General features: G+C 67.7%; 14 protein-coding genes. 6 read left to right on the forward strand and 8 right to left on the reverse strand.

Annotated elements, in window-relative coordinates; all coding sequences use genetic code 11:
* The first annotated feature begins 169 nt into the window (after positions 1-169).
* Positions 170-445 (forward strand): DUF4031 domain-containing protein, encoded by a 276-nt coding sequence (locus ASF54_RS10955; protein ID WP_055962727.1) that lies wholly within the window; start codon positions 170-172, stop codon positions 443-445.
* Between the two features lie 109 nt (positions 446-554).
* On the opposite strand, the gene ASF54_RS10960 is transcribed toward ASF54_RS10955, so the two are convergent.
* Positions 555-1,364, reverse strand: a complete 810-nt coding sequence (locus ASF54_RS10960) for a hypothetical protein (RefSeq protein WP_157510157.1) — start codon at positions 1,362-1,364, stop codon at positions 555-557.
* 28 nt (positions 1,365-1,392) lie between these two features.
* Positions 1,393-4,260: an Rne/Rng family ribonuclease gene (locus ASF54_RS10965; protein WP_084816199.1), complete on the reverse strand. Its 2,868-nt coding sequence runs from the start codon at positions 4,258-4,260 to the stop codon at positions 1,393-1,395.
* A gap of 341 nt (positions 4,261-4,601) precedes the next feature.
* On the opposite strand from ASF54_RS10965, the gene ASF54_RS10970 reads away from it, so the two are divergent.
* Both ASF54_RS10970 and ASF54_RS10975 read left to right on the forward strand, forming a co-directional pair.
* Positions 4,602-5,222: a vitamin K epoxide reductase family protein gene (locus tag ASF54_RS10970; protein WP_235481035.1), complete on the forward strand. Its 621-nt coding sequence runs from the start codon at positions 4,602-4,604 to the stop codon at positions 5,220-5,222.
* Between the two features lie 283 nt (positions 5,223-5,505).
* A complete protein-coding gene (locus ASF54_RS10975; RefSeq protein WP_084816200.1) occupies positions 5,506-6,378 on the forward strand; it encodes a DsbA family protein in 873 nt (290 codons plus the stop codon).
* A 76-nt stretch (positions 6,379-6,454) separates the two neighbouring features.
* Here ASF54_RS10975 and ndk read toward each other — a convergent pair whose 3' ends face one another.
* From ndk to ileS, 4 genes are read right to left on the reverse strand one after another with little or no spacing between them, the layout of a single operon-like run.
* Positions 6,455-6,874 (reverse strand): nucleoside-diphosphate kinase, encoded by a 420-nt coding sequence (gene ndk, locus ASF54_RS10980; RefSeq protein ID WP_055962733.1) that lies wholly within the window; start codon positions 6,872-6,874, stop codon positions 6,455-6,457.
* A 40-nt stretch (positions 6,875-6,914) separates the two neighbouring features.
* On the reverse strand, positions 6,915-7,391 hold the full coding sequence (locus ASF54_RS10985; protein ID WP_162237125.1) for a DUF4233 domain-containing protein: 477 nt from the start codon (positions 7,389-7,391) through the stop codon (positions 6,915-6,917).
* A gap of 5 nt (positions 7,392-7,396) precedes the next feature.
* A complete protein-coding gene (locus ASF54_RS10990; RefSeq protein ID WP_084816201.1) occupies positions 7,397-8,914 on the reverse strand; it encodes a bifunctional folylpolyglutamate synthase/dihydrofolate synthase in 1,518 nt (505 codons plus the stop codon).
* Complete coding sequence (ileS, locus tag ASF54_RS10995; protein ID WP_055962739.1) at positions 8,907-12,200, reverse strand: isoleucine--tRNA ligase; 3,294 nt, start codon at positions 12,198-12,200, stop codon at positions 8,907-8,909. The genes ASF54_RS10990 and ileS overlap by 8 nt, the downstream gene beginning before the upstream one ends.
* A 474-nt stretch (positions 12,201-12,674) precedes the next feature.
* On the opposite strand from ileS, the gene ASF54_RS16455 reads away from it, so the two are divergent.
* Positions 12,675-14,207, forward strand: a complete 1,533-nt coding sequence (locus tag ASF54_RS16455) for a hypothetical protein (protein WP_055962742.1) — start codon at positions 12,675-12,677, stop codon at positions 14,205-14,207.
* A 79-nt stretch (positions 14,208-14,286) separates the two neighbouring features.
* On the forward strand, positions 14,287-15,330 hold the full coding sequence (locus ASF54_RS11005) for a cation diffusion facilitator family transporter (protein WP_157510158.1): 1,044 nt from the start codon (positions 14,287-14,289) through the stop codon (positions 15,328-15,330).
* A gap of 126 nt (positions 15,331-15,456) precedes the next feature.
* Here the strand turns inward: ASF54_RS11005 and ASF54_RS11010 are convergent, their stop codons facing one another.
* Entirely contained in the window at positions 15,457-17,247 is a 1,791-nt protein-coding gene (locus ASF54_RS11010) for a hypothetical protein (RefSeq protein ID WP_157510159.1), read from the reverse strand.
* 139 nt (positions 17,248-17,386) lie between these two features.
* Positions 17,387-18,001 carry a TetR/AcrR family transcriptional regulator gene (locus ASF54_RS11015; protein ID WP_084816281.1) on the reverse strand — a complete coding sequence of 205 codons (615 nt, stop codon included), beginning with the start codon at positions 17,999-18,001 and terminating at the stop codon, positions 17,387-17,389.
* 38 nt (positions 18,002-18,039) lie between these two features.
* Here ASF54_RS11015 and ASF54_RS11020 point away from each other — a divergent pair, with 38 nt between their 5' ends.
* Positions 18,040-19,701 (forward strand): ABC transporter substrate-binding protein, encoded by a 1,662-nt coding sequence (locus tag ASF54_RS11020; protein ID WP_442855787.1) that lies wholly within the window; start codon positions 18,040-18,042, stop codon positions 19,699-19,701.
* The last annotated feature ends 26 nt before the right edge of the window (positions 19,702-19,727 follow it).

The raw sequence follows: 19,727 nt of genomic DNA on the forward strand, positions 1-19,727 counted from the left end.
ATGCTCCTTGGTTGGGGTGGCTTCCGATGGCGATCGCCGTCTGAGGCCCGATGTGCCCGAGCGCAGATGGCCGGGCCGAGAAGTCTGGGCGGCTTCGAGAGCACGCACCAACGGCCAAGACTACCGGCCGGGGGCGAGAGCGTCAAACAGCGGCGAGTAGCATTCCGGCGTGAGCATCCTGATCGACGATCCCGTCTGGCCCGCCCACGACACCGTGTGGTCGCACCTCGTCAGCGATTCGTCGTACGACGAGCTGCACGAGTTCGCCGAGGCTCACGGCGTCCCGCGACGGGCGTTCGACTTCGACCACTACGACGTTCCGGCGAGCCGCTACGCCGAACTCGTGGACGCCGGAGCGCTGCCGGTGGGCGGCAAGGAGCTGGCCGTGCGCCTGCAGGCCAGCGGGTTGCGCGTGCCGCAGTGGCGTAAGCGGCAGTTGCGCTGATCCTGCGCGCCCCATCTGCAAATTCGAAGGAGATTTCGGTGCCGCACCCCGTCGGATCCTTGAGTTGTCGTGCCGGTGCCGGCGTTTCTCCTTCGAATTCGGCAGCGGCCTAGCGGGGAGCGGGCGGGGCGAAGCGCGCGAGCGACTCCGCGTCGGAAGGCGGCGCGGGCGCCGGCGCGGGCGTTTCGGCAGGATCGACCGCAGGATCCGGCACGGCGTGGGCCGAGACCGATGCTTCTTCGCCACCGACCGAGCTGGCCTCGGAGGGCCCGACCGAGGGATCCTCGTCGCCTTCGACGTCAGTCGTCGACGCGGCGACCGCGGTCTCGGCTCCGGCCGCCTCGAGACGCATCGCCCAAAGCCAGGAGAGCGTGACTCCCCCGGCCAGGACGGCGGTGAGCTGCACGCCGAGTGCGAGAGGCGCGAACACGGTGCCGACGACGATTGCCGCTACGTCTCCCGAGGGCACGGCGGCGATCAGGCCCACGACGACGAGTGCGGCTGCTCCGGCAGCTCCGGCTGCCACGGCTCGCGCCAGGGCGAGCAGAAGGGACACCGTCGCGGTCACGCGGAAGACCACGGCCAGGGCGAGGAGAGCGATGACGTAGAAGGGCAGGGGGTCGAGCACGACCGCGCGCAAGAAGAGTCCGACCGGAGCGGCCAGAAAGCCGGTGGCATAGGCCGAGGGATCGTAGGCGACCGCGTTGCCCAGGAGCTGGATCAGCGCCACGACGAATCGGACGACGATCAGCACTCCCACGGCGACGGCGGCGGCAAGCACCGACCCAGCCGTGACCCCGACGTCTGCCAGGCCTTCCGGCAGGCGCGAACTTCGGAGGCGGCGCCTCGACGACGCCCGCCCGCCGGATGACGCGTGCGGGGCCGAGTGCGGGCCGGGAGGGGTCATCGGTGTGGACACGCGCGACTCCTCTCGGCCCGACCAGCTATTACAGGTCGTCGGACGATACTCCCACGCCGAGGATGAACGGGCCCGCCTCGTCGTCACCGGCCGCCGGTGCGGAGGCCGGAGCGGCTGCCGTTCCCGTGCTGGAGGCGCGACGCGACCGGTTGCGGCCCTGACCGGGCTGCTTGGGTTCGGGCAGCGCACCCAGGACGGAGTCGAGGATCTGCTCGGCGTCGTGAGTCGAGATCTTGCGCGGTGCGCGCTCGACCTTGGCGACGGGGATGTCGAGGATCGCGACGGTCGCCTCCGGCTGGACCACGGTCGCCTGCGAGCGACGCGACGGCGCCTTCTCGCGGACGACGGGGGCCTCGGTCGGCGTGGTTTCAGCCGGCGTCGACTCGGCCTGCTTCGGCTCCGCCTGCGCGGACTCGGCCTGCGCGGACTCGGCCTGCGTCGGTTCAGCCTGCTTCGACTCGACGGGTGCCGAACCGGCACTCGGCAGATCGATGACAGCGGGTGCCGACGACGTCTCGGCCTCACCCGACGCTGCCGACGACGAGGCACGACGGCCACGGCCGCGACGCGAGCGGCCCTTGGCCGGCGTCTCGGTCGCGTCGTCGTCGAGGGAGATCGACGCTGCGGTCGAAACCGAAGGATCCGGCGTGGTCGCCGACACGGAATCGCCCGCTGCGTTCTCGGCCGCAACGGCATCGATGGCTGCTTCGACCGCGGCAGCCGTCTCGGCGGGGGTCGCGGGAGTGTCGTCGGAGTGCACGACGGTCGACGCGGCGATCTTGGCGAGGGCGTTCTTCACGTCGTCGGTGATGGCGTGGATCGTGCCGGTCGCGGGCTGCGACTCAGAGCCGCGCTGCGAGCGACCAGTGCCGCCGCCGTTGCTTCCGCCAGTGCCGTTGCCGTTTGCTGCACCGCCGTTGCCGCCCTGCTTGGCACGACGACGCTCCTGCGAGCGCTGACGGTTCTGCTGCTGCTGCTCCTGGGCCTGCTGGCGGTCGACGCCGATCTCTTGGAACGACTCCATGAGGCCGAGGCCGAGCTTCTTGCGGGTCATCTGCACGAGCCCGAGCGACGTGACCTCGGCGACCTGGTGCTTGGTGCGGTCGCGGCTGAGGCACTCGACGAGACGGCGCAGCACGAGGTCGCGGTTCGTCTCGAGCACCATGTCGATGAAGTCGACGACGATGATGCCGCCGATGTCGCGGAGTCGGAGCTGACGCACGAGCTCTTCAGCGGCCTCGATGTTGTTCTTCGTGACCGTCTCTTCGAGGTTGCCGCCCGACCCGACGAACTTGCCGGTGTTGACGTCAACGACCGTCATGGCCTCGGTGCGGTCGATCACGAGCGAGCCGCCAGACGGGAGCCAGACCTTGCGGTCGAGCGCCTTGTCGATCTGCTCGTTGAGTCGGTACTCGTCGAACGAGTCTTTGTCGCCCTCGTAGGCCTTGACTCGATCGAGGAGGTCGGGCGCGACCGCCGAGAGGTACGTCTCGATGGTCTGCTGCGACTCTTCGCCGTCGATGACGAGCTCGTGGAAGTCTTCGTTGAAGACATCGCGCACGATCTTGATCAGCAGGTCGGGCTCGGAGTGCAGGAGGTTGGGAGCGTTGCCCGCCTCGACCTTCTTCGAGATGTCGTCCCACTGGTTGAGGAGGCGCTTCACGTCGAGCGTGAGCTGCTCTTCGGTCGCGCCCTCGGCCGCCGTGCGGACGATGACGCCGGTGTTCTCCGGAAGGGCCTCTTTGAGGATCTTCTTCAGACGAGCGCGCTCCGTGTCGGGCAGCTTGCGGCTGATGCCGTTCATCGAGCCGTTCGGCACGTAGACGAGGAATCGGCCCGGGAGCGAGATCTGGCTGGTGAGCCGCGCGCCCTTGTGACCCACTGGATCCTTGGTCACCTGCACCAGGACGCGATCGCCCGGCTTGAGGGCGAGCTCGATTCGACGGGGCTGGTTGCCGTGCTCGATCTTGTCCCAGTCGACTTCGCCGGAGTAGAGCACGGCGTTGCGGCCGCGCCCGATGTCGACGAACGCCGCCTCCATGCTGGGGAGCACGTTCTGCACGCGGCCCAGGTAGACGTTGCCGATGAGCGAGACGTTCTGCGACTTGGCGACGTAGTGCTCGGCCAGGATGCCGTCTTCGATGACGCCGATCTGGATGCTGTCGCCCTGCGAGCGGACGACCATCTTGCGGTCGACGCTCTCGCGCCGGGCGAGGAACTCGGCCTCGGTGACCACGGGGCGGCGGCGACCGGCGTCGCGGCCGTCGCGACGGCGCTGCTTCTTGGCCTCGAGGCGGGTGGAGCCCTTGATGCGCTGGGGCTCGGTGATGAGCTCGGGCTCGGGGCGCTCACGCGGCTCGCGATTGGCGCGCGAACGGGTGCGGCTCGTCGAGACCTCGTCGGAGCCCTCGCCTCCGTTGCCGCCGCGGCTTCTGGATCGACGACGCGCCGGCCCCTGATCGCGGTCGTCGTCGTCTTCGTCGTCGTCGTAGCGCGCCGGCAACGGCGAGATCTCGGGCGCGTGGAAGATGAGGCTCGTCGTGCTGAGCGGCGCTTCGAACGGCGAGGCCGACGGGACGACGGGCGTCTGGTCGGCCGCGTCACGCTCGATCGTCTCGGTGTCGACCAACTCGGCCGAAGCGGCGCTGTCGTTGTTCGTGCCGGTGCCGTCGTTGCCGGCGTTGTCGATGGTGCTGTCGGGCTGGGTCACAGCGGTCGCCTCCTGGGGCACGTTCGTGTCGGCGGCCGGGGCGCTCAGCACCGCGTCGGCTCGCTCGGAATGAGAGGAAGGTGCGGTCGAAGCCGTGGGCTCCGCCTGCTTCGCTGCCTGCTTCGACCGGAATCCGGCGAACAGGCGACTTCTTCTCTTGGGACTGTTTTCGTTCTTCTCCACCATTGGTGGTGCAACTCCTCGCCCCGTGCGACGTTCTGCGGGTGCTCTGTTCGAACACCACCCGGATTGCCGCCGGGAAATCATGTGCGCGTGAACCTGACTGGACGAAGCGACCCCTGGTCGCCGCATCTCGCTGCTCCGCGAAATCTGTTCTGTCACGGGATCCGGTCAGGATCCGTGGAAATCTGTTCGGTCGCCCGTCGTTTCTGGCGACCGTCTTGCCTGTCGTTTCTGGCAGCCGACCGTCACGGTCGGAAAGCTCGCCCGGCTCTCACCCTGGGACTGTCCCGATTATCGCACGCCCTGCCCGTCGGGGTGGATTCTCTGCGTGTCATAATCCGTGGGTGCCGTCAGCCAAGGTTTCCACCAAGCCCGTAATCCAGCATCCGCTCACCGCGATCCTCCTGATCGTGGCCGGGGTGGTCGGGTTCTATGGCTCGTTCAAGCTGGTCGTCGAGAAGTACGAGCTGCTGGAGAACCCCACCAAGGGGCTCGCCTGCGACATCAATCCGTTCGTCTCGTGCTCGACCGTGATCGACAGTTGGCAGTCTCACCTCTTCGGCTTTCCCAACCCGATCCTCGGTGTCGCGGGGTTCGTCGCCCCGATAGCCGTAGGGGTCGCACTGCTCGCCGGGGCGAAGTTCGCCCGCTGGTTCTGGATCGCCTTCAACGCTGGCCTCTTCCTGGCCTGGGCGTTCGTGACGTTCCTGTTCATTCAGACGGTGTTCTTCATCGGCGCCCTCTGCCCGTGGTGCATGCTCGTCTGGACGGCCACGATCCCGATGTTCTGGGTCTTCACCGTCTGGAACCTCGCCAACGGCAAGCTCACTCGCAGCACGACGCTCCAGCGCCGCATGCGCGCCTTCCTGCCCTACTCGTGGGTACTCCCGGTGGTCAACTACCTCGTGATCGTCATCATCATCATCCAGCACTTCCCGCTGCTGCTCTCGGTGCTGTTCGGCTGATTCACCCTCCCGGGCCCGCCCGCCGCGCCCGCGCCGCGCGCCGCGCGGCGTGCCCGCCGCGCCCGCTGAGGCACCCCCCGCTGGCCAATTCGGGGGTGGCATCCGGGGGTTGTCTGGCCATCCGGGGGTGCGCCAAGCCCGGGCGAGTTCATTTCGGATACTGAAGAGGCCCTGGGGGATCTCCCAGGAAGTCCATGACGTGTCACCGTTCAGCCTCGGCCAGACACCTGCCCCGGCTACTGTCGTTGATCGACAGCCGATGTTTACGCAGATCTGAGGACCAATGACACCGCCCCCCGAGACCGGTCAGACCAAGCGCGATCGTCGCGACGAAGCCCGAGAGAAAGCGCGCGTCGCCCGGGAAGCAGCCGCACGCCGCCACCGTCGTAACAAGGGCCTGCTCATCAGCGGAATCATCGTCGGCGCGCTCGCCCTCGTGACCGCGGTCACGCTCATCATCGTCAGTTCGGTGCAGCCCGCCGGCCCCGGCCCGAAGAACATGGCGTCGGGCGGGATCCTTCTTCAAGGAAGCGCGTCGACCAGCAAGATCACCGCCGTCGAGACGAAGGCCGTGCCGGCCGGCGGCAGCACGACCCCGACCGACCAGAAGAAGCTCGACAAGACCGTCAACATCTCGGTCTACCTCGACTACCAGTGCCCCTACTGCAACCAGTTCGAGACCACTAACGAAGCGCAGATCTCGACATGGCTCAAGAAGGGTGCGATCACCTACGAGATCCACCCGATCTCGATCCTCGACGCGTCGTCGCTCGGCACGAAGTACTCGACTCGCTCGGCCAACGCGGCCATGTGCGTCGCCAACTACGACCCCGACTCGTTCCTCGCGGTGAACACCTCGTTCTTCGCGAACCAGCCGGCCGAGGGCTCCAAGGGGCTCACCGACGAGAAGCTCAAGAGCTTGATCACGGCCGCCGGCGCGACGAGCCCCGACATCTCGTCATGCATAGACGACGGTACCTTCAAGGGCTTCGTCGCCGACCAGACCAAGGCGGCGCTGAACGAGAAGCTGCCGAACTCGTCGCTCGCCAAGCTCACCGGCACACCCACCGTGATCGTCAACGGTCAGGCGTACTCGGGCTCGCTCACCGACGCGGCGGCGTTCTCGTCGTTCGTGACCAGCCAGGCGACGAGCTAGCCGCTCTCCCGCACAAAGAAACGGCCCCGCACCTCGTCAGAGGTGTGGGGCCGTTCGGCGTTGTGGCCGCAGGTGCCTAGGCGAACCAGAGGGCGAGCTCGCGCGCCGCCGACTCGGGCGAGTCGCTGCCGTGCACGAGGTTCTGCTGCACTTTGAGGCCCCAGTCGCGGCCGAGGTCGCCGCGGATCGTTCCGGGTGCCGCGCTCGTCGGGTCGGTGGCACCGGCCAGGGAGCGGAAGCCGGCGATGACGCCGTTGCCGCCGATTCGGAGGGCGACGACGGGGCCGGACTCCATGAACTCGACGAGCGGCTCGTAGAAGGGCTTGCCGACGTGCTCCTCGTAGTGAGCTGCGAGGAGCGAGCGGTCGGCCTCGACGAGCTTGATGTCGACGAGACCGTATCCCTTCGCTTCGATGCGGCGGAGGATCTCGCCGGTCAGGTTACGGGCGACGCCGTCGGGCTTGACGAGGACCAGGGTTTCTTCGAGATCGGACACGGTGGCTCCTTAGGGGTGGGGGCGATGAGAAAGGCTTGCACTACTGATAGTCGCGCGGATCGAGGCCGGGGTTGGCCTCCATCCACGCGCGCAGGGCGGCGTTCCGCCGGTCGATCTGGATGCCCTTGACCAGGCAGAAGATCCAGATGCCGATGAAGACTGCTGCGACGACGTACATCAAGACGACGAGGATCCCGGTCAACGCCAGCAGCACCTGAACGATGCAGCCGAGCACGACGCCCCAGCGGTAGCGGAGGCCGGCGCCGGCGACGAGCATGAGAACGAGGAACCCGGCGCCGCCGAGAAGGGCCACGCTCCAGGGCAGGACCCCGGCACCGCCGACGTTCAGCACGAGGAAGAACAGCACGCATGCCTCGAGCACCAGCATGATCGAGAGCAGGCTCTCGGTCAACGAGCGCTGGCGACGCGGGCGAGCGGTACGGGGGCTGCGCCCGGTCGCCGCATCCGCCACGGGGACCTCAGGATCCGAGGCGGCCCCGTCAGGATCGCTCGTCACGTTGCTCACTTCTCTCCGGCCTCGAGCGTCAGGCTCATCACTTCACCGACCAGCGTGATCGATCCGGTGACGACGACACCGCCCTTCTCGGTCTCGTCGGCGAGGTCGCGGGCGATCGAGAGCGCGGAAACCACGTTCGTCTCGACGGTCACCCGGTCGGGGCCGACGATCCCGACGGCGATCTGAGCCAGCGTGTCGGCGTCGATGGCCCGCTCGGAATCGGACTGCGTGATGACGAACTGCTCGACGACGGGCGCGAGGGCACGGATGATGCCACCCGCGTCTTTGTCGGAGAGGATCGCGAGCACGGCGACGACGCGGTCGAAGTCGAAGTACTCGCCGAGCGCCTCGGCCAGCGAGTGCGCACCGTGCGGGTTGTGCGCGGCGTCGACGAGGATAGTCGGATCGTTGCTGAGCACCTGGAGTCGACCGGGCGACGACGAGCCGGCGAGCCCCTCCGTGAGGATGTCGGGGTCGAGCGGCTGGGTGCCGTTGCCGAGGAACGACTCGACGGCTGCGATCGCGACCGCCGCGTTCTGTGCCTGGTGGCGGCCGAACAGCGGCAGCGGGATCTCCTCGTAGCGGCCGGCGATCCCCTGCACCGAGATCAGCTGACCGCCGACGGCGACCTTCGACTCGAGCACCTGGAATCCGGCGCCCTCCGAGACGAACGTCGATTCCGAGAGCTCCGTGGCGCGCTGCAGCTCGGCCAGCGCCTCGGGCACCTGCGCGGCCGAGACGACGTTCGACGAGGGCTTGATGATGCCCGACTTGGTGCGGGCGATCTCGAGCACGGTCGAGCCGAGCCGCTTCGTGTGGTCGAGCGCGATCGGGGTGAAGACGGCGACCTGACCATCGGCGACGTTGGTGGAATCCCACTCGCCGCCCATGCCGACCTCGAGCACGACGACGTCCGCGGGTGCGTCGGCGAACGACGCAAAAGCGAGCACCGTGAGCGCCTCGAAGTAGGTGAGCGGCTCCTCGCCGGCCACCGTCAGCTCGTCGTCGACCATGCTCAGGAAGGGTGCGATGTCTCGCCAGTTGGCGGCCAGCGCGGCGTCGCTGATCGGCTCGCCGTCGATCACGATCCGCTCATTGACCTTGACCAGGTGCGGGCTCGTCATCAGGCCGGTGCGCAGTCCGTAGGCGCGCAGGATGCTCTCGATCATGCGGCTGGTCGACGTCTTGCCGTTGGTGCCGGTGATGTGGATCACCGGGTAGCTGCGGTGCGGGTCACCGAGCAGTTCGACGGCACGACGGGTCGCCTCGAGACGGGGCTGCGGGGTGTTCTCACCGATGCGCGCGAGAAGGGCCTCGTAGACCAGACGGGCTCCCGCCTCGTCGGCGGACTCGTCGAGCTCCTTCTCGTCGTCACGATCGTCGTGATCGCGTTCGTCGTCGTCGCCCATCGAGGGGAAGTCGCCGAAGTCGTCGCGCGTGCCGAACACGTCGGGCAGCGGCCCGGGGTCGACAGTCTCGTCGTCGTCGTCGTCGCGGCCGGGGCCTGCGGGGGTGTCACTCATATTTGCTCACCTGCACTGTCACGGCCGCACCGTCGCCGACCGGAACGGCGTCGTCGGGGGCCTCGGAGAAGAGATCGACCTCCAGGTTCAGGGTGAGGGTCTCACCCATGATCAGGTCGCGGTGCGCCTCGACGGCAGCCTCGGCCGCCGCGTCGACGCCGAGGGTCAGTCGGATGCGGTCACTCACGTCGAGCCCGGCGGATTTTCGCGCGGCCTGAACGGCGCGGACGACGTCGCGGGCGAGCCCTTCGGCCGCGAGCTCGGGCGTGATCTGCGTGTCGAGGAGCACGAAGCCGCCGTCACCGACGAAGGCGATCGCCCCGGCGCCCTCGGCGACGGTCAGCTCGAGTGTGAACTCGCCGGGGATGAGAGCGATACCACCCACGACGACGCCCTGCTCGCCCGACGCGTCGATGTCGCCGAGCGACCAGTCGCCCTTCTTGGCGGCCGGAATAACCTGCTGCACCTGCTTGCCGATGCGCGGACCGGCGGCCCGGGCGTTGACCGTGAGCTTGCGAGTCACGCCGTAGTCGCCGAGCGACTCTTCGGTGAGGGCGTCGAGGGTGACCTCTTTGACGTTCAGCTCGTCGCGGAGGATGGCTGAGAAGGGCGACAGCTGCGCGGGATCCTGAGATACGACAGTGATCGAGGCGAGCGGAAGGCGAACCCGGAGCCCGGTCGACTTGCGGAGCGCCAGGCCCGACGACGCGATCGCACGGATCCGGTCCATCGAGTCGACGAGCGAGTCGTCGCGTGGGAACGCCGACGAATCGGGCCAGTCGGTGAGGTGCACGCTGCGACCTCCGGTGAGGCCCTGCCAGATCTCTTCGGTGACCAGGGGCGCCAGCGGCGCGGCCACGCGGGTGAGCGTCTCGAGCACGGTGTAGAGCGTGTCGAAAGCGTCGTGGTCGTCACCCGACCAGAAGCGATCGCGCGACCGACGCACGTACCAGTTGGTGAGCACATCGGCGAAGTCGCGGAGCTTCGCGGTCGCGAGGGGCGAGTCGAGCGCCTCGAGGTCGTGAGCGACGTCGTCGATAAGCTGACCGGCCTTGGCCAGCAGGTACCGGTCGAGCACATCCGTCGAATCGGTACGCCAGGTCGGCTGGTACCCCTTCGAGTAGAGCGTGAAGAAGTAGTAGGTCGACCAGAGCGGGAGCAGGAACTGCCGGACGCTCTCGCGGATCCCCTCTTCGGTCACGATCAGGTTGCCGCCTCGGATCACGCTCGACGACATGAGGAACCAGCGCATCGCGTCGGCGCCGTCGCGGTCGAACACCTCGTTGACGTTCGGATAGTTGCGGAGGCTCTTCGACATCTTCTGGCCGTCGGAGCCCAGCACGATTCCGTGGCTGATCACGTTCGAGAAGGCCGGACGATCGAACAGACCGGTCGACAGGGCGTGCATGACGTAGAACCAGCCGCGGGTCTGCCCGATGTACTCGACGATGAAGTCGGCGGGGCTGTGGCTGTCGAACCACTCCTGGTTCTCGAACGGGTAGTGCACCTGCGCGAACGGCATCGAGCCGGAGTCGAACCAGACGTCGAAAACGTCTTCGATGCGACGCATGGTCGACGCGCCCGACGGGTCGTCGGGGTTCGGCCGGGTGAGGTCGTCGATGAACGGTCGGTGCAGGTCGGGCTCGCCCTCCGCGTTCAGCGGCAGGCGACCGAAGTCGGCCTCGAGCTCGGCGAGCGAGCCGTAGACGTCGACGCGCGGGTACTCCGGGTTGTCGCTCTTCCACACCGGGATCGGCGATCCCCAGTAGCGGTTGCGCGAGATCGACCAGTCGCGCGCGTTCTCGACCCACTTGCCGAACTGGCCGTGCTTGACGTTCTCGGGAACCCAGTTGATCTCTTCGTTCAGCTCGACCATGCGGTCGCGGTAGTCGGTCACGCGCACGAACCACGACGACACGGCCTTGTAGATCAGCGGATTGCGGCAGCGCCAGCAGTGCGGGTAGCTGTGCTCGTAGCTGGCCTGGCGGAGCAGACGCCCCTCGGCACGCAGCATCTGCGTGAGCGGCTTGTTCGCATCGAAGACCTGCAGTCCCGCGACCTCGCCGAACATCGGCAGGAAGCGCCCGCCCTCGTCGACCGAGATGATCGTCGGGATGCCGGCGGCCGAGCAGACCTGCTGGTCGTCTTCACCGTAGGCAGGAGCCTGGTGGACGATGCCGGTGCCCTCGCCGGTGGCGACGTAGTCGGCGACCAGGATCCGCCACGCGTTTTCAGTACCCCACTTTTCGAGGTCGGCATAGTGATCCCACAGCCGGTCGTACTGGACCCCGTCGAGCTCGCGTCCCTGCACAGTGCGCTCGACCGCGGCGAGCGCGTCGTCGGCGCTCTCGTAGCCCAGGTCTTTCGAGTAGGCGGCGACGGTATCGGTCGCGAGGAGGAAGCGGGTGAGCCCGTCGGCCGACCCGTCAGCGGCACCGAGCGGGCCGGAGGGCAGCACCGAGTACTCGATGGCGGGGCCGACCGCGAGCGCGAGGTTCGTCGGGAGAGTCCAGGGGGTGGTGGTCCAGGCGAGAGCCTTGACGGCCGTCAGCCCGAGCACCTCGGCCCGCTCGCCGACGAGGGGGAACGTCACCGTGACGGTTTGATCTTGACGCATCTTGTAGACGTCGTCGTCCATGCGCAGCTCGTGGTTCGACAGCGGCGTCTCGTCGTGCCAGCAGTACGGCAGCACGCGGAAGCCCTCGTAGGCGAGGCCCTTGTCGTGGAGTGTCTTGAAGCCCCAGATGACGCTCTCCATGAAGGAGGTGTCGAGGGTCTTGTAGTCGTTCTCGAAGTCGACCCACCGTGCCTGGCGGGTGACGTACTCCTGCCACTCCCCCGTGTATTCGAGCACCGATTTGCGGGCGGCCGCGTTGAACTGCGCGACGCCCATCTCGTCGATCTGGTGCTTCTCGGTGATGCCGAGCTGGCGCATCGCCTCGAGCTCGGCCGGGAGTCCGTGGGTGTCCCAGCCGAAGCGTCGGTGCACCTGCTTGCCACGCATGGTCTGGAACCGGGGGAACACGTCTTTGGCGTAGCCCGTCAAGAGGTGACCGTAGTGCGGGAGGCCGTTGGCGAACGGGGGGCCATCGTAGAAGACCCACTCCTCGCAGCCCTCGCGCTGGGCGATCGACTCCCGGAAGGTGTCGTCGCGCTTCCAGAAGGCGAGGATGCCCTGCTCGACGTCGGGGAACTTCGGCGACGCGGGAACGGCACGACGATCGGTGCCGACGTGGTCGAGATCGGTGGGGGCGGACTCGGGGGTTTCGTCGAACTCAGCGGCCATTGTCAACTCCAGTGCAGATGCGCGGTGCTTGCTTCTCGCACGAGGACGGCTACCGGAAGTCACCGGGAGTCGCGGTACCACCCCGCTTGCCCACCTCGATTGCCGGAGGGCCACTCATTGTCAGGCGATGTCGGGCCTGCCCCGCTCGGTTCTACCGGCCCGCACTTCGCCGACCGTGGTCTGCTCGCTGCAAGCGTTCTTCCGAGTGCTCCCCGGTGATGGCCGGATCAGTGCGCTCCAAGTGTAGCCGCAGACCGTGGCCCTCGAAGCGGGGATCGGGGCAGGTCGAGCGCCCCCATCACGATGAGTCGGTGACGGGTCGGCCGGATCCTCGTCTGTGCTTTACGTCGGCGGTCCTCCCAAAGGCCCACAGACAGGCGGTACCAGTCCCCCAAAGCGGGGATTACTAGGGCGTGTTCGGTCTGCCTAGTGTGAAAAGACGGTCTTCGGGGACCGTCGGTCAGGGGATCCATCATGGCGTCCACACGTCTTGCATCACGGCGCCGCAGCGCGCTCGCTCTTACCGTCGCGATCGTCGTCGCGGCGCCACTCGCCAGTGCCATCGATCTCGCGGCACCGGCCTCGGGCGCTCAAGCCGCGACCACCCAGGCGGAGTCTCCGGACTTCGCGACCCGCGCCTACGGCGACCCGTGGGACTACTCCAACTCGGGCGATCAGAACACCGACGCGGCCCGCGTCCGCGGCCTGAGTATCAAAAACGGGGTGATGAACCTGCGCGTCGGCGGCGGCGACTACTTCACACCGATCATCTCGCAGCCGGGCTCTCTCGCCGTGGGGCGCGACGGCGCCGCGAAGCCCGTCTCCCCGTCCGGCTACGACCACGTGTCGTTCAAGATGAATCAGCCCTCGTCGGGCGTCGGCGCCATCTGGTGGTGGACCTGCTCGACCACCCTCGCGACCTGCGGTGGCGGACAGACCTTCAAGCTGTACAAGGGCACGCACGTCTACAACTTCAACCTGACCTCCAAGTCGACCGTCGGGGCGAAGAGGCCGTGGAACGATCACGGCAAGCCGATCGTCCGGTTCCGGATCGCCCCGACCATCTCGGGGTCGAAGACCAGCCCGATCCTCGCGAAGATCGACTGGCTCCGCATCTACAAGAAGACCGGTTCGCTCGCTGCCTACCCCGCAGGCACCTACGACGGAGTCAAGGTCGTCTCGCGACCGATCTCGGTCGTCGACAGCCCGAACACCACCGAGGGCAAAGACATCAGCACCGCCCAAGGACGCAAGCAGTGGGTCTTCACGAGCGCGGCGGCAGCCCGCGGGGTGAAGGTCAAGAACGCGACCGTCAAGGGCTACGGCGCGGCCGGGATGACCGCCACCAACTCGGGGTCGAACCGCAACGACCCGGAGGTGCTGCTGCCCGTCAGCGCCTTCTCGGGCAGCACCTACCGGTACTTCTCGTTCCGGCTGACCTACAACGGCGGCTACTCGCTGGCCAACAGCCCGGGCGGCGGCAAGATGGCTCGGCTCGTGTGGAACGCCAAGGGCACGACCGCCCCCCAGGAGAGCAACGACATCGTCACCTACTCCGGCCCGAACGCCCGCACCCTCAGCGTCGACCTGGCCAAGGGCAACCCGCTCGACGAGAACTCGCGTTCGCCCCGTCTCGGCTGGAAGGGCCGCACGATCACCTCGCTGCGCTTCGACCCCAACGAGGATCCGGGCGCCAACACCTGGCACCTGTCATCGATCCACCTGCGGAAGGCCCCGGCGGCCAAGGCCTCGACGGTCATCAAGTTCCACGATGCCGCGTGGATCGCTGGCACGACGGCCACGATCAAGGTCGGCAAGAAGGCGCCCGGCGGCAGCGGATACACGACCCTCGCCCCCGACATCCCCGTCACGAAGGGCTCGAACCACCGCCGCTTCACGCTGGGCTCGAAGGCGACCGGGGCGTACTACGTCCAGGTCACGCTGCGCCACCCGGGTGGCGGCACCTCGACGTCGTACTCGACCGCGCCGATCACGATGTCGCGCTGACGCGGGCTCCCCGCCTCGCAGCACCGGCTGCACCCACCGCCCCGAAACCACCGCGGAGCAGTGGGTGCAGACTGGGCACATGACGACACCCGACGCCCACAGCTCGACTGCCAGGGGCGACGGTTCGTCCGCCGAGGGCGACGGTTCGTCCGCCGAGGGCGCCAAGCCCGAGAGCTCGCTCACCGTCATCGTCGCCTTCACGGCCAACCTCCTGGTCGCCGTCGCGAAGACCATCGCGTCGCTCCTGACCGGTTCTGCCTCGATGGTCGCCGAGGCCGCGCACTCCTGGGCAGACACCGGCAACGAGATCTTCCTCTTCGTCGCCGATCGCCGGGGCGGTCGCCGACGCGATGCCGACCACCCGCTCGGCTATGGCAAAGAGACCTACGTCTGGTCGATGTTCGCCGCATTCGGCCTCTTCACCGTCGGCGCCGTCGTGTCGATCTACCACGGCATCTCCGAACTGGGCTCGGCCGAAGAGGAGACGAGCTTCGTCGTCAACTACGTCGTGCTCGGCGTGTCCGCCTGTCTCGAGGGAGCCTCGTTCATCCAGGCGCTGCGGCAGGCGCGGGGTGTTGCTAAGAAGCGCAGGATCCCGGTGCTCCGCCACGTCCTCGGATCCTCGAACTCGACGCTTCGTGCCGTCTTCTTCGAAGATGCGGCGGCTCTCGTCGGCCTGCTGATCGCCTTCCTCGGCATCTTCCTGCACCAGGTGACCGGCTCGGCCGTCTTCGACGCGATCGGATCGATCCTGGTCGGCGTGCTGCTAGGTGTGGTCGCGGTCGTGCTGATCGATCGCAACCGACGGTTCTTGATCGGCGAGAGCCCGACAGACGAGGTCGAGTCGACCGTGCTGCGCCGCCTGCTCGAGCGCGACGACATCGATCGCGTCACCTACCTGCACACCGAGTTCGTCGGCCCGAGCCGCCTCTACGTCGTGGCTGCTGTCGACATCGTGGGCAATGCCGACGAGGAGCACGTCGCCGTGGCACTCCGCCGCATCGAGCGCGCCCTTGAGGGGCACGACATCGTCGAGGAGGCTGTGCTGACGCTCTCGACGCCCAACGAGCCGAGCCTTACACCCGCCAAGGCGCGGGATGCGGCGCCGGGGTCGCTGGCCTGAGGTCGCACCCGGTCCCCTGCAGCACTCGCGCAGACAGCTAGTCGCGTTTCGCAGGTCTAGTCGCGGTATTTCGCGATTAAACCTGCAAAACGCGACTATGAGCGGCGAGTACGCGGCGCAGGCGACCTAGGCCGACGCCGAGCCCCGCCGGCGTCGCGCCACCACGAGCAGCCCGACGCCGAGGCCCAGCACCGCGAATCCGACGAGCGCCTGCGGGCCGGAGTCCGACCCGGTGAAGGCGAGCTCGGCCGGAGCCGCGCCAGCGACAGCAGCCGACGTGACGAACGGCGTGCCGGTCAGGTGGATGAAGCGGATGTCGGAGGGCACCGAATAGGCCGCATCGCCGGTGGCCGCAGGTTCGACCTGGAACGCAGTCATGATGTAGTTGCCCGGCGTGCGAGCCAGGGTCGTCGACCATGTGCCGTCCGCCGCGACGACGATCGATCCGTCGTCGACGGGCAGCGGAGTCGTCGAGGCGGGGTCACCGCTCAGGGCGCGAGGCGAACTCAGCCGCGCGGCACCGGTCGCCGAATCGGCGTTCAGCACCTCGGGCTCGAACTCTCCCGAGAAGAGGGTCGGGTACAGCGCCTCGAAGTAGTAAAGCGACGTCAGGGGTCGCTCTTCGTAGAGCACGACATGCTGCCCGGGCGTGCCCGTTCCCGAGACCTTCATGGCGAGCTTCCCCGGGGTGGCCGCACTGGCCGTGCCTTTGACGGGAATGCCGAGCTCGTCGATGATCTCGTCGAGCGACTTCTCGATCTCGGAGTCTGTCTCGTCGGCTTCGTCGGCGAGCGCCTGGACTGCCCGGGGCAGAACGGATGCACGCGAGGAGGACGACGACGAGAGCGAAGGATCCTCGGCGCGCGCAGCTCGAGCCTTCACTTTCTGGGCCTGAGTCCGCGCGGGCTCCGCCGCGGAGGAGGCCGCTGCGGTGTCCGACGAGCTGAAGGAGAAGCCCAAGGAGCCGAAGGACGACTCGTCGTACGTGGGCTCGAGGACGGTGGGCGGGACAACGGTTCCGGCGGGGACCGTGATGGTCAGGCCGATCGTATTCGACAGCTCCGACTCCCGGGTGATCTCGTCGCCTTCATCGTTCGTCACAACCTGATAGGCGCTGACCTTCTCCGTGCCGAACGAAACGGTGTAGTCGGACGTCCAGGTGCCGTCGTCCCCGACCGAAACCGAGTCATTGAAGTCGAAGGTGAAGATGTCGCCCCCTGATTCCTCGTCGGAGGTCTGCGCGACGAGGTAGACGTCGCTACCGGGCGTGCCGGTTCCCGAGAACTGCACGACCGCGAGCGGCTCGCCGTTCGAGAACGGGAAGGGCGAGGCCTCGTACGACACGGCGGCTGTCGGGTCGGTGATAGTGGGCGTCGCACTCTGTTCGGCGTCGAACTCGACGTCGAAGTCGTATTCGCTGAGGTCTTCGCCCTTGTAGGTCGCGTACACGCTGAGGTACTGCTCGTAGCCGGCGTCATCAGCGAAGTGGAGCGGGATCGAGAACGACGTCGCCGTCGTCGTGAGGCGCTTGATCGGCTCACCCCAGCTGTCGGTGACGACGACCTTGGCGCCGATGGGCGCTGTGCCGGTGATCGTGATGTCGCGGGCTCCCGTGACGCGCACGTAGCCGTCGCGGTCGGCCGCGGGCACGGTCGCTGCCTTCAGGTCGGTCGGTGCCGCCTTCGGCGCGGCGGCCTTCGCCGCTGCCGTGGGCTTCGGGGTCGGGGTCGGGGTGGGCGTTGCAGGCGACGTCGACGTCGGCGTCGCGGCGGGTGTGGCGGACGCCGTCGGCGCGCTCGTCGCTGCAGCGCCGGGCTCGGCGGCGAATGCTGCCCCGGCGGAGAGCACGGAGCCTCCGACGATCAGGGCGAGCGCTACGGGAAGAGCCACTGCGGCTCGGAAATCGGGTTTCGTCAAAGAACTCGTCTGTCTTTCGGCGTGAGTCGGCAGGCATGTCGCCGCTCTGACCCACCCCCGAGCAACGCCCCGGCCCGGTGATCTCGGGCCGTCGAGCGAAGGTACCAGTTCGGCGATGCCGATGACGACACCCGTCCGGTTAGAGTGTGTGGCCCCCGAGCCCGGCGGCAACCGCCTCGACGGCCGGCTCCACCGCGTCTTCGAGACTGCCCCGGCCGATTCCGGCTCGCGCCCACGCGACCGCGGCCGCTCCCGCCGCTCCGAGAAGCGCCGCCGACACCACCTGCGGCCACGCGTCGCCGGCACGCGCCTCGGTCCGCTCGGCGACGAACGCCGCGACGATCGAGTGCTGCGCCACGAACCGCGCCGCGCCAGACGCAGTGAGGTCATCGCCGAGCCGCATCGTCTCCCCCTGCGACAGGGCCCAGGGCACCCGGGAGTCGTCGTGCCTCTGCGCCACGAGCACGAGCGCTCGAGCCACGCTGTCGGGAGCGGAGAGCGAAGGATCCGACCCGCCCACCTCGAGCAGAGCGCCCGGCAGCGACCGAAGGCTCTCGTCGAGGTCGAGCCAGAGCAGATCGGCCTTGCCTGCGAAGTAGTTGAAGAACGTGGCGCGGCTCACTCCGGCGCGCTGGGCGATCTGATCAACGGTGGTGCCCGCGTAGCCGTTCTCGAGGAAGAGCTCGGAGGCCGCATCGGCGAGAATCTCGGCCGACGAGCGCCGGGGGCGGCCCGTGCGTGCAGAAGGTGTCACGTCAGCATTCTCCCGCTAGACTCGATTGGCCACTTACTATACGGAGTCCAGAAATTACTACTCGCGCCCCCTTCCTCGCTCTCCTCGGTCTCACCGCGGCCAGTGCGCTCGTTCTGAGCGGCTGCACCGCCGCGTCCCCGTCCGACACCGCCAGCTCGAAGCCCGTCTCGGGCGGCACCCTGACCTACGCGTCGGGCGACGCCGAGCCGACCTGCCTCGACCCCCACGTCGGCGGCAACTATCCGCAGGCGCTCGTGTCGACGCAGTACCTCGAAGAGCTCGTGTCGAAGAACACCGCCGGCGACGTGATCCCGTGGCTCGCGACGTCGTGGAAAGAGGCCTCCGACGGCCTCAGCTGGACCTTCTCGCTGAAGAAGGGCGTGAAGTTCACCGACGGTACGGCCTTCGACGCCGCTGCCGTGGTCGCCAACGTGAAACACGTGCAAGACCCCACGACGCTGTCGTCGACGGGGTACCTCGCGCTCGCCAAGGTGAAGAAGGCCGTCGCTGTCGACGACAGCACCGTGCGCCTCGACCTCTCGAGCCCCGACAGCTCACTGCTCGACTCGCTCTCGCAGCCGTGGCTCGCGATCGAGTCACCCACTGCCCTCAAGCGCACGCAGGCCGTCAACTGCGAGTCACCGGTCGGCACCGGTCCGTTCAAGGTCGTCAAATGGACGAAGCAGCAGTCGATCACCCTGGAGCGTAACGACGGCTACACCTCTCCCCCGAAAGACGCCGCACACACCGGCAAGGCGTACCTCGCGAAGATCGTGTGGCGGTTCCTGCCCGACTCCGCCTCGCGCTACGCCGCGCTACAGGCGGGCCAGGTCGATGTGATCGACAACGCCCAGCCCGACACCATCGTCGCCGCGAGGAAGAGCGACCAGATCAAAGAGCTCGATGCCCCGCGCCCCGGAGCGTCCAACCGGCTCGAACTGAACTCCTCGCAGGCGCCGTTCAATGACGAACGCGTCCGCGAGGCCTTCATCCGCGGCGTGGCTGTGAACGACGGCATCACGTCGCTGTTCTTCGGCACCGCGAAGCGCTCGTACTCGCTTCTCTCGAGTGTCGAGAAAGACGCGTACTCCGATCCGTCGCTCTTCGACATCGACACCACGAAGGCGAACGACCTTCTCGACTCCGCCGGATGGACGACCCGCGATAGCGCCGGCTACCGCACCAAAGACGGCAAGCGCCTGACCGTGCGGTTCCCGGTCTCGACCAACCAGTCGATCCCGGCCGAGCGAGCCCTGTTCGAACAGATCCAAGAAGAAGCCAAATCGCTCGGCTTCGACGTCGAGATCTCGCAGCTCGACCTGTCGAGCTGGTACGGAGCCCTCGCCGCCCACAAGTACGAGATCGTGAGCGCTCCCTACACGAAGGTCGGCCCCGGCGTCCTCGGAGTGCTGTACGACTCGGCGAGCATCACCCCGGCCCCGAGCGGTTACTTCGCCAATAACGCCCAGGTCGACTCACGCAAAGTCGATGCCCTTCTGAAGCAGGCGAGCGCGGAGTCCGACGCGACGAAGCGCGCCGACCTCTACGAACAGGTGCAGAAGAGCGTGCTCGAGGGCTACTACGTGCTCCCTCTGTACGACCAGCAGAACCACTACCTGTACCGCACGAGCGTGCACGGGCTTCGAGCGATGCCGACGGTGTCGACGCCGACCTTCTACGACGCGTGGGTGCAACGCTGAAAAGTGCAGCGCTGAAAGATGCGGCG

It is taken from the genome of Frondihabitans sp. Leaf304 (genome assembly GCF_001423105.1).
GTDB lineage: Bacteria > Actinomycetota > Actinomycetes > Actinomycetales > Microbacteriaceae > Frondihabitans.

Bases quoted from the DNA above. Each gene is read 5' to 3' on its own strand.
- ASF54_RS10965 (WP_084816199.1), bottom strand. From the start codon at position 4,260: ATGGTGGAGAAGAACGAAAACAGTCCCAAGAGAAGAAGTCGCCTGTTC.
- ASF54_RS10975 (WP_084816200.1), top strand. From the start codon at position 5,506: ATGACACCGCCCCCCGAGACCGGTCAGACCAAGCGCGATCGTCGCGAC.
- ASF54_RS10990 (WP_084816201.1), bottom strand. From the start codon at position 8,914: ATGAGTGACACCCCCGCAGGCCCCGGCCGCGACGACGACGACGACGAG.
- ileS (WP_055962739.1), bottom strand. From the start codon at position 12,200: ATGGCCGCTGAGTTCGACGAAACCCCCGAGTCCGCCCCCACCGATCTC.
- ASF54_RS16455 (WP_055962742.1), top strand. From the start codon at position 12,675: ATGGCGTCCACACGTCTTGCATCACGGCGCCGCAGCGCGCTCGCTCTT.
- ASF54_RS11005 (WP_157510158.1), top strand. From the start codon at position 14,287: ATGACGACACCCGACGCCCACAGCTCGACTGCCAGGGGCGACGGTTCG.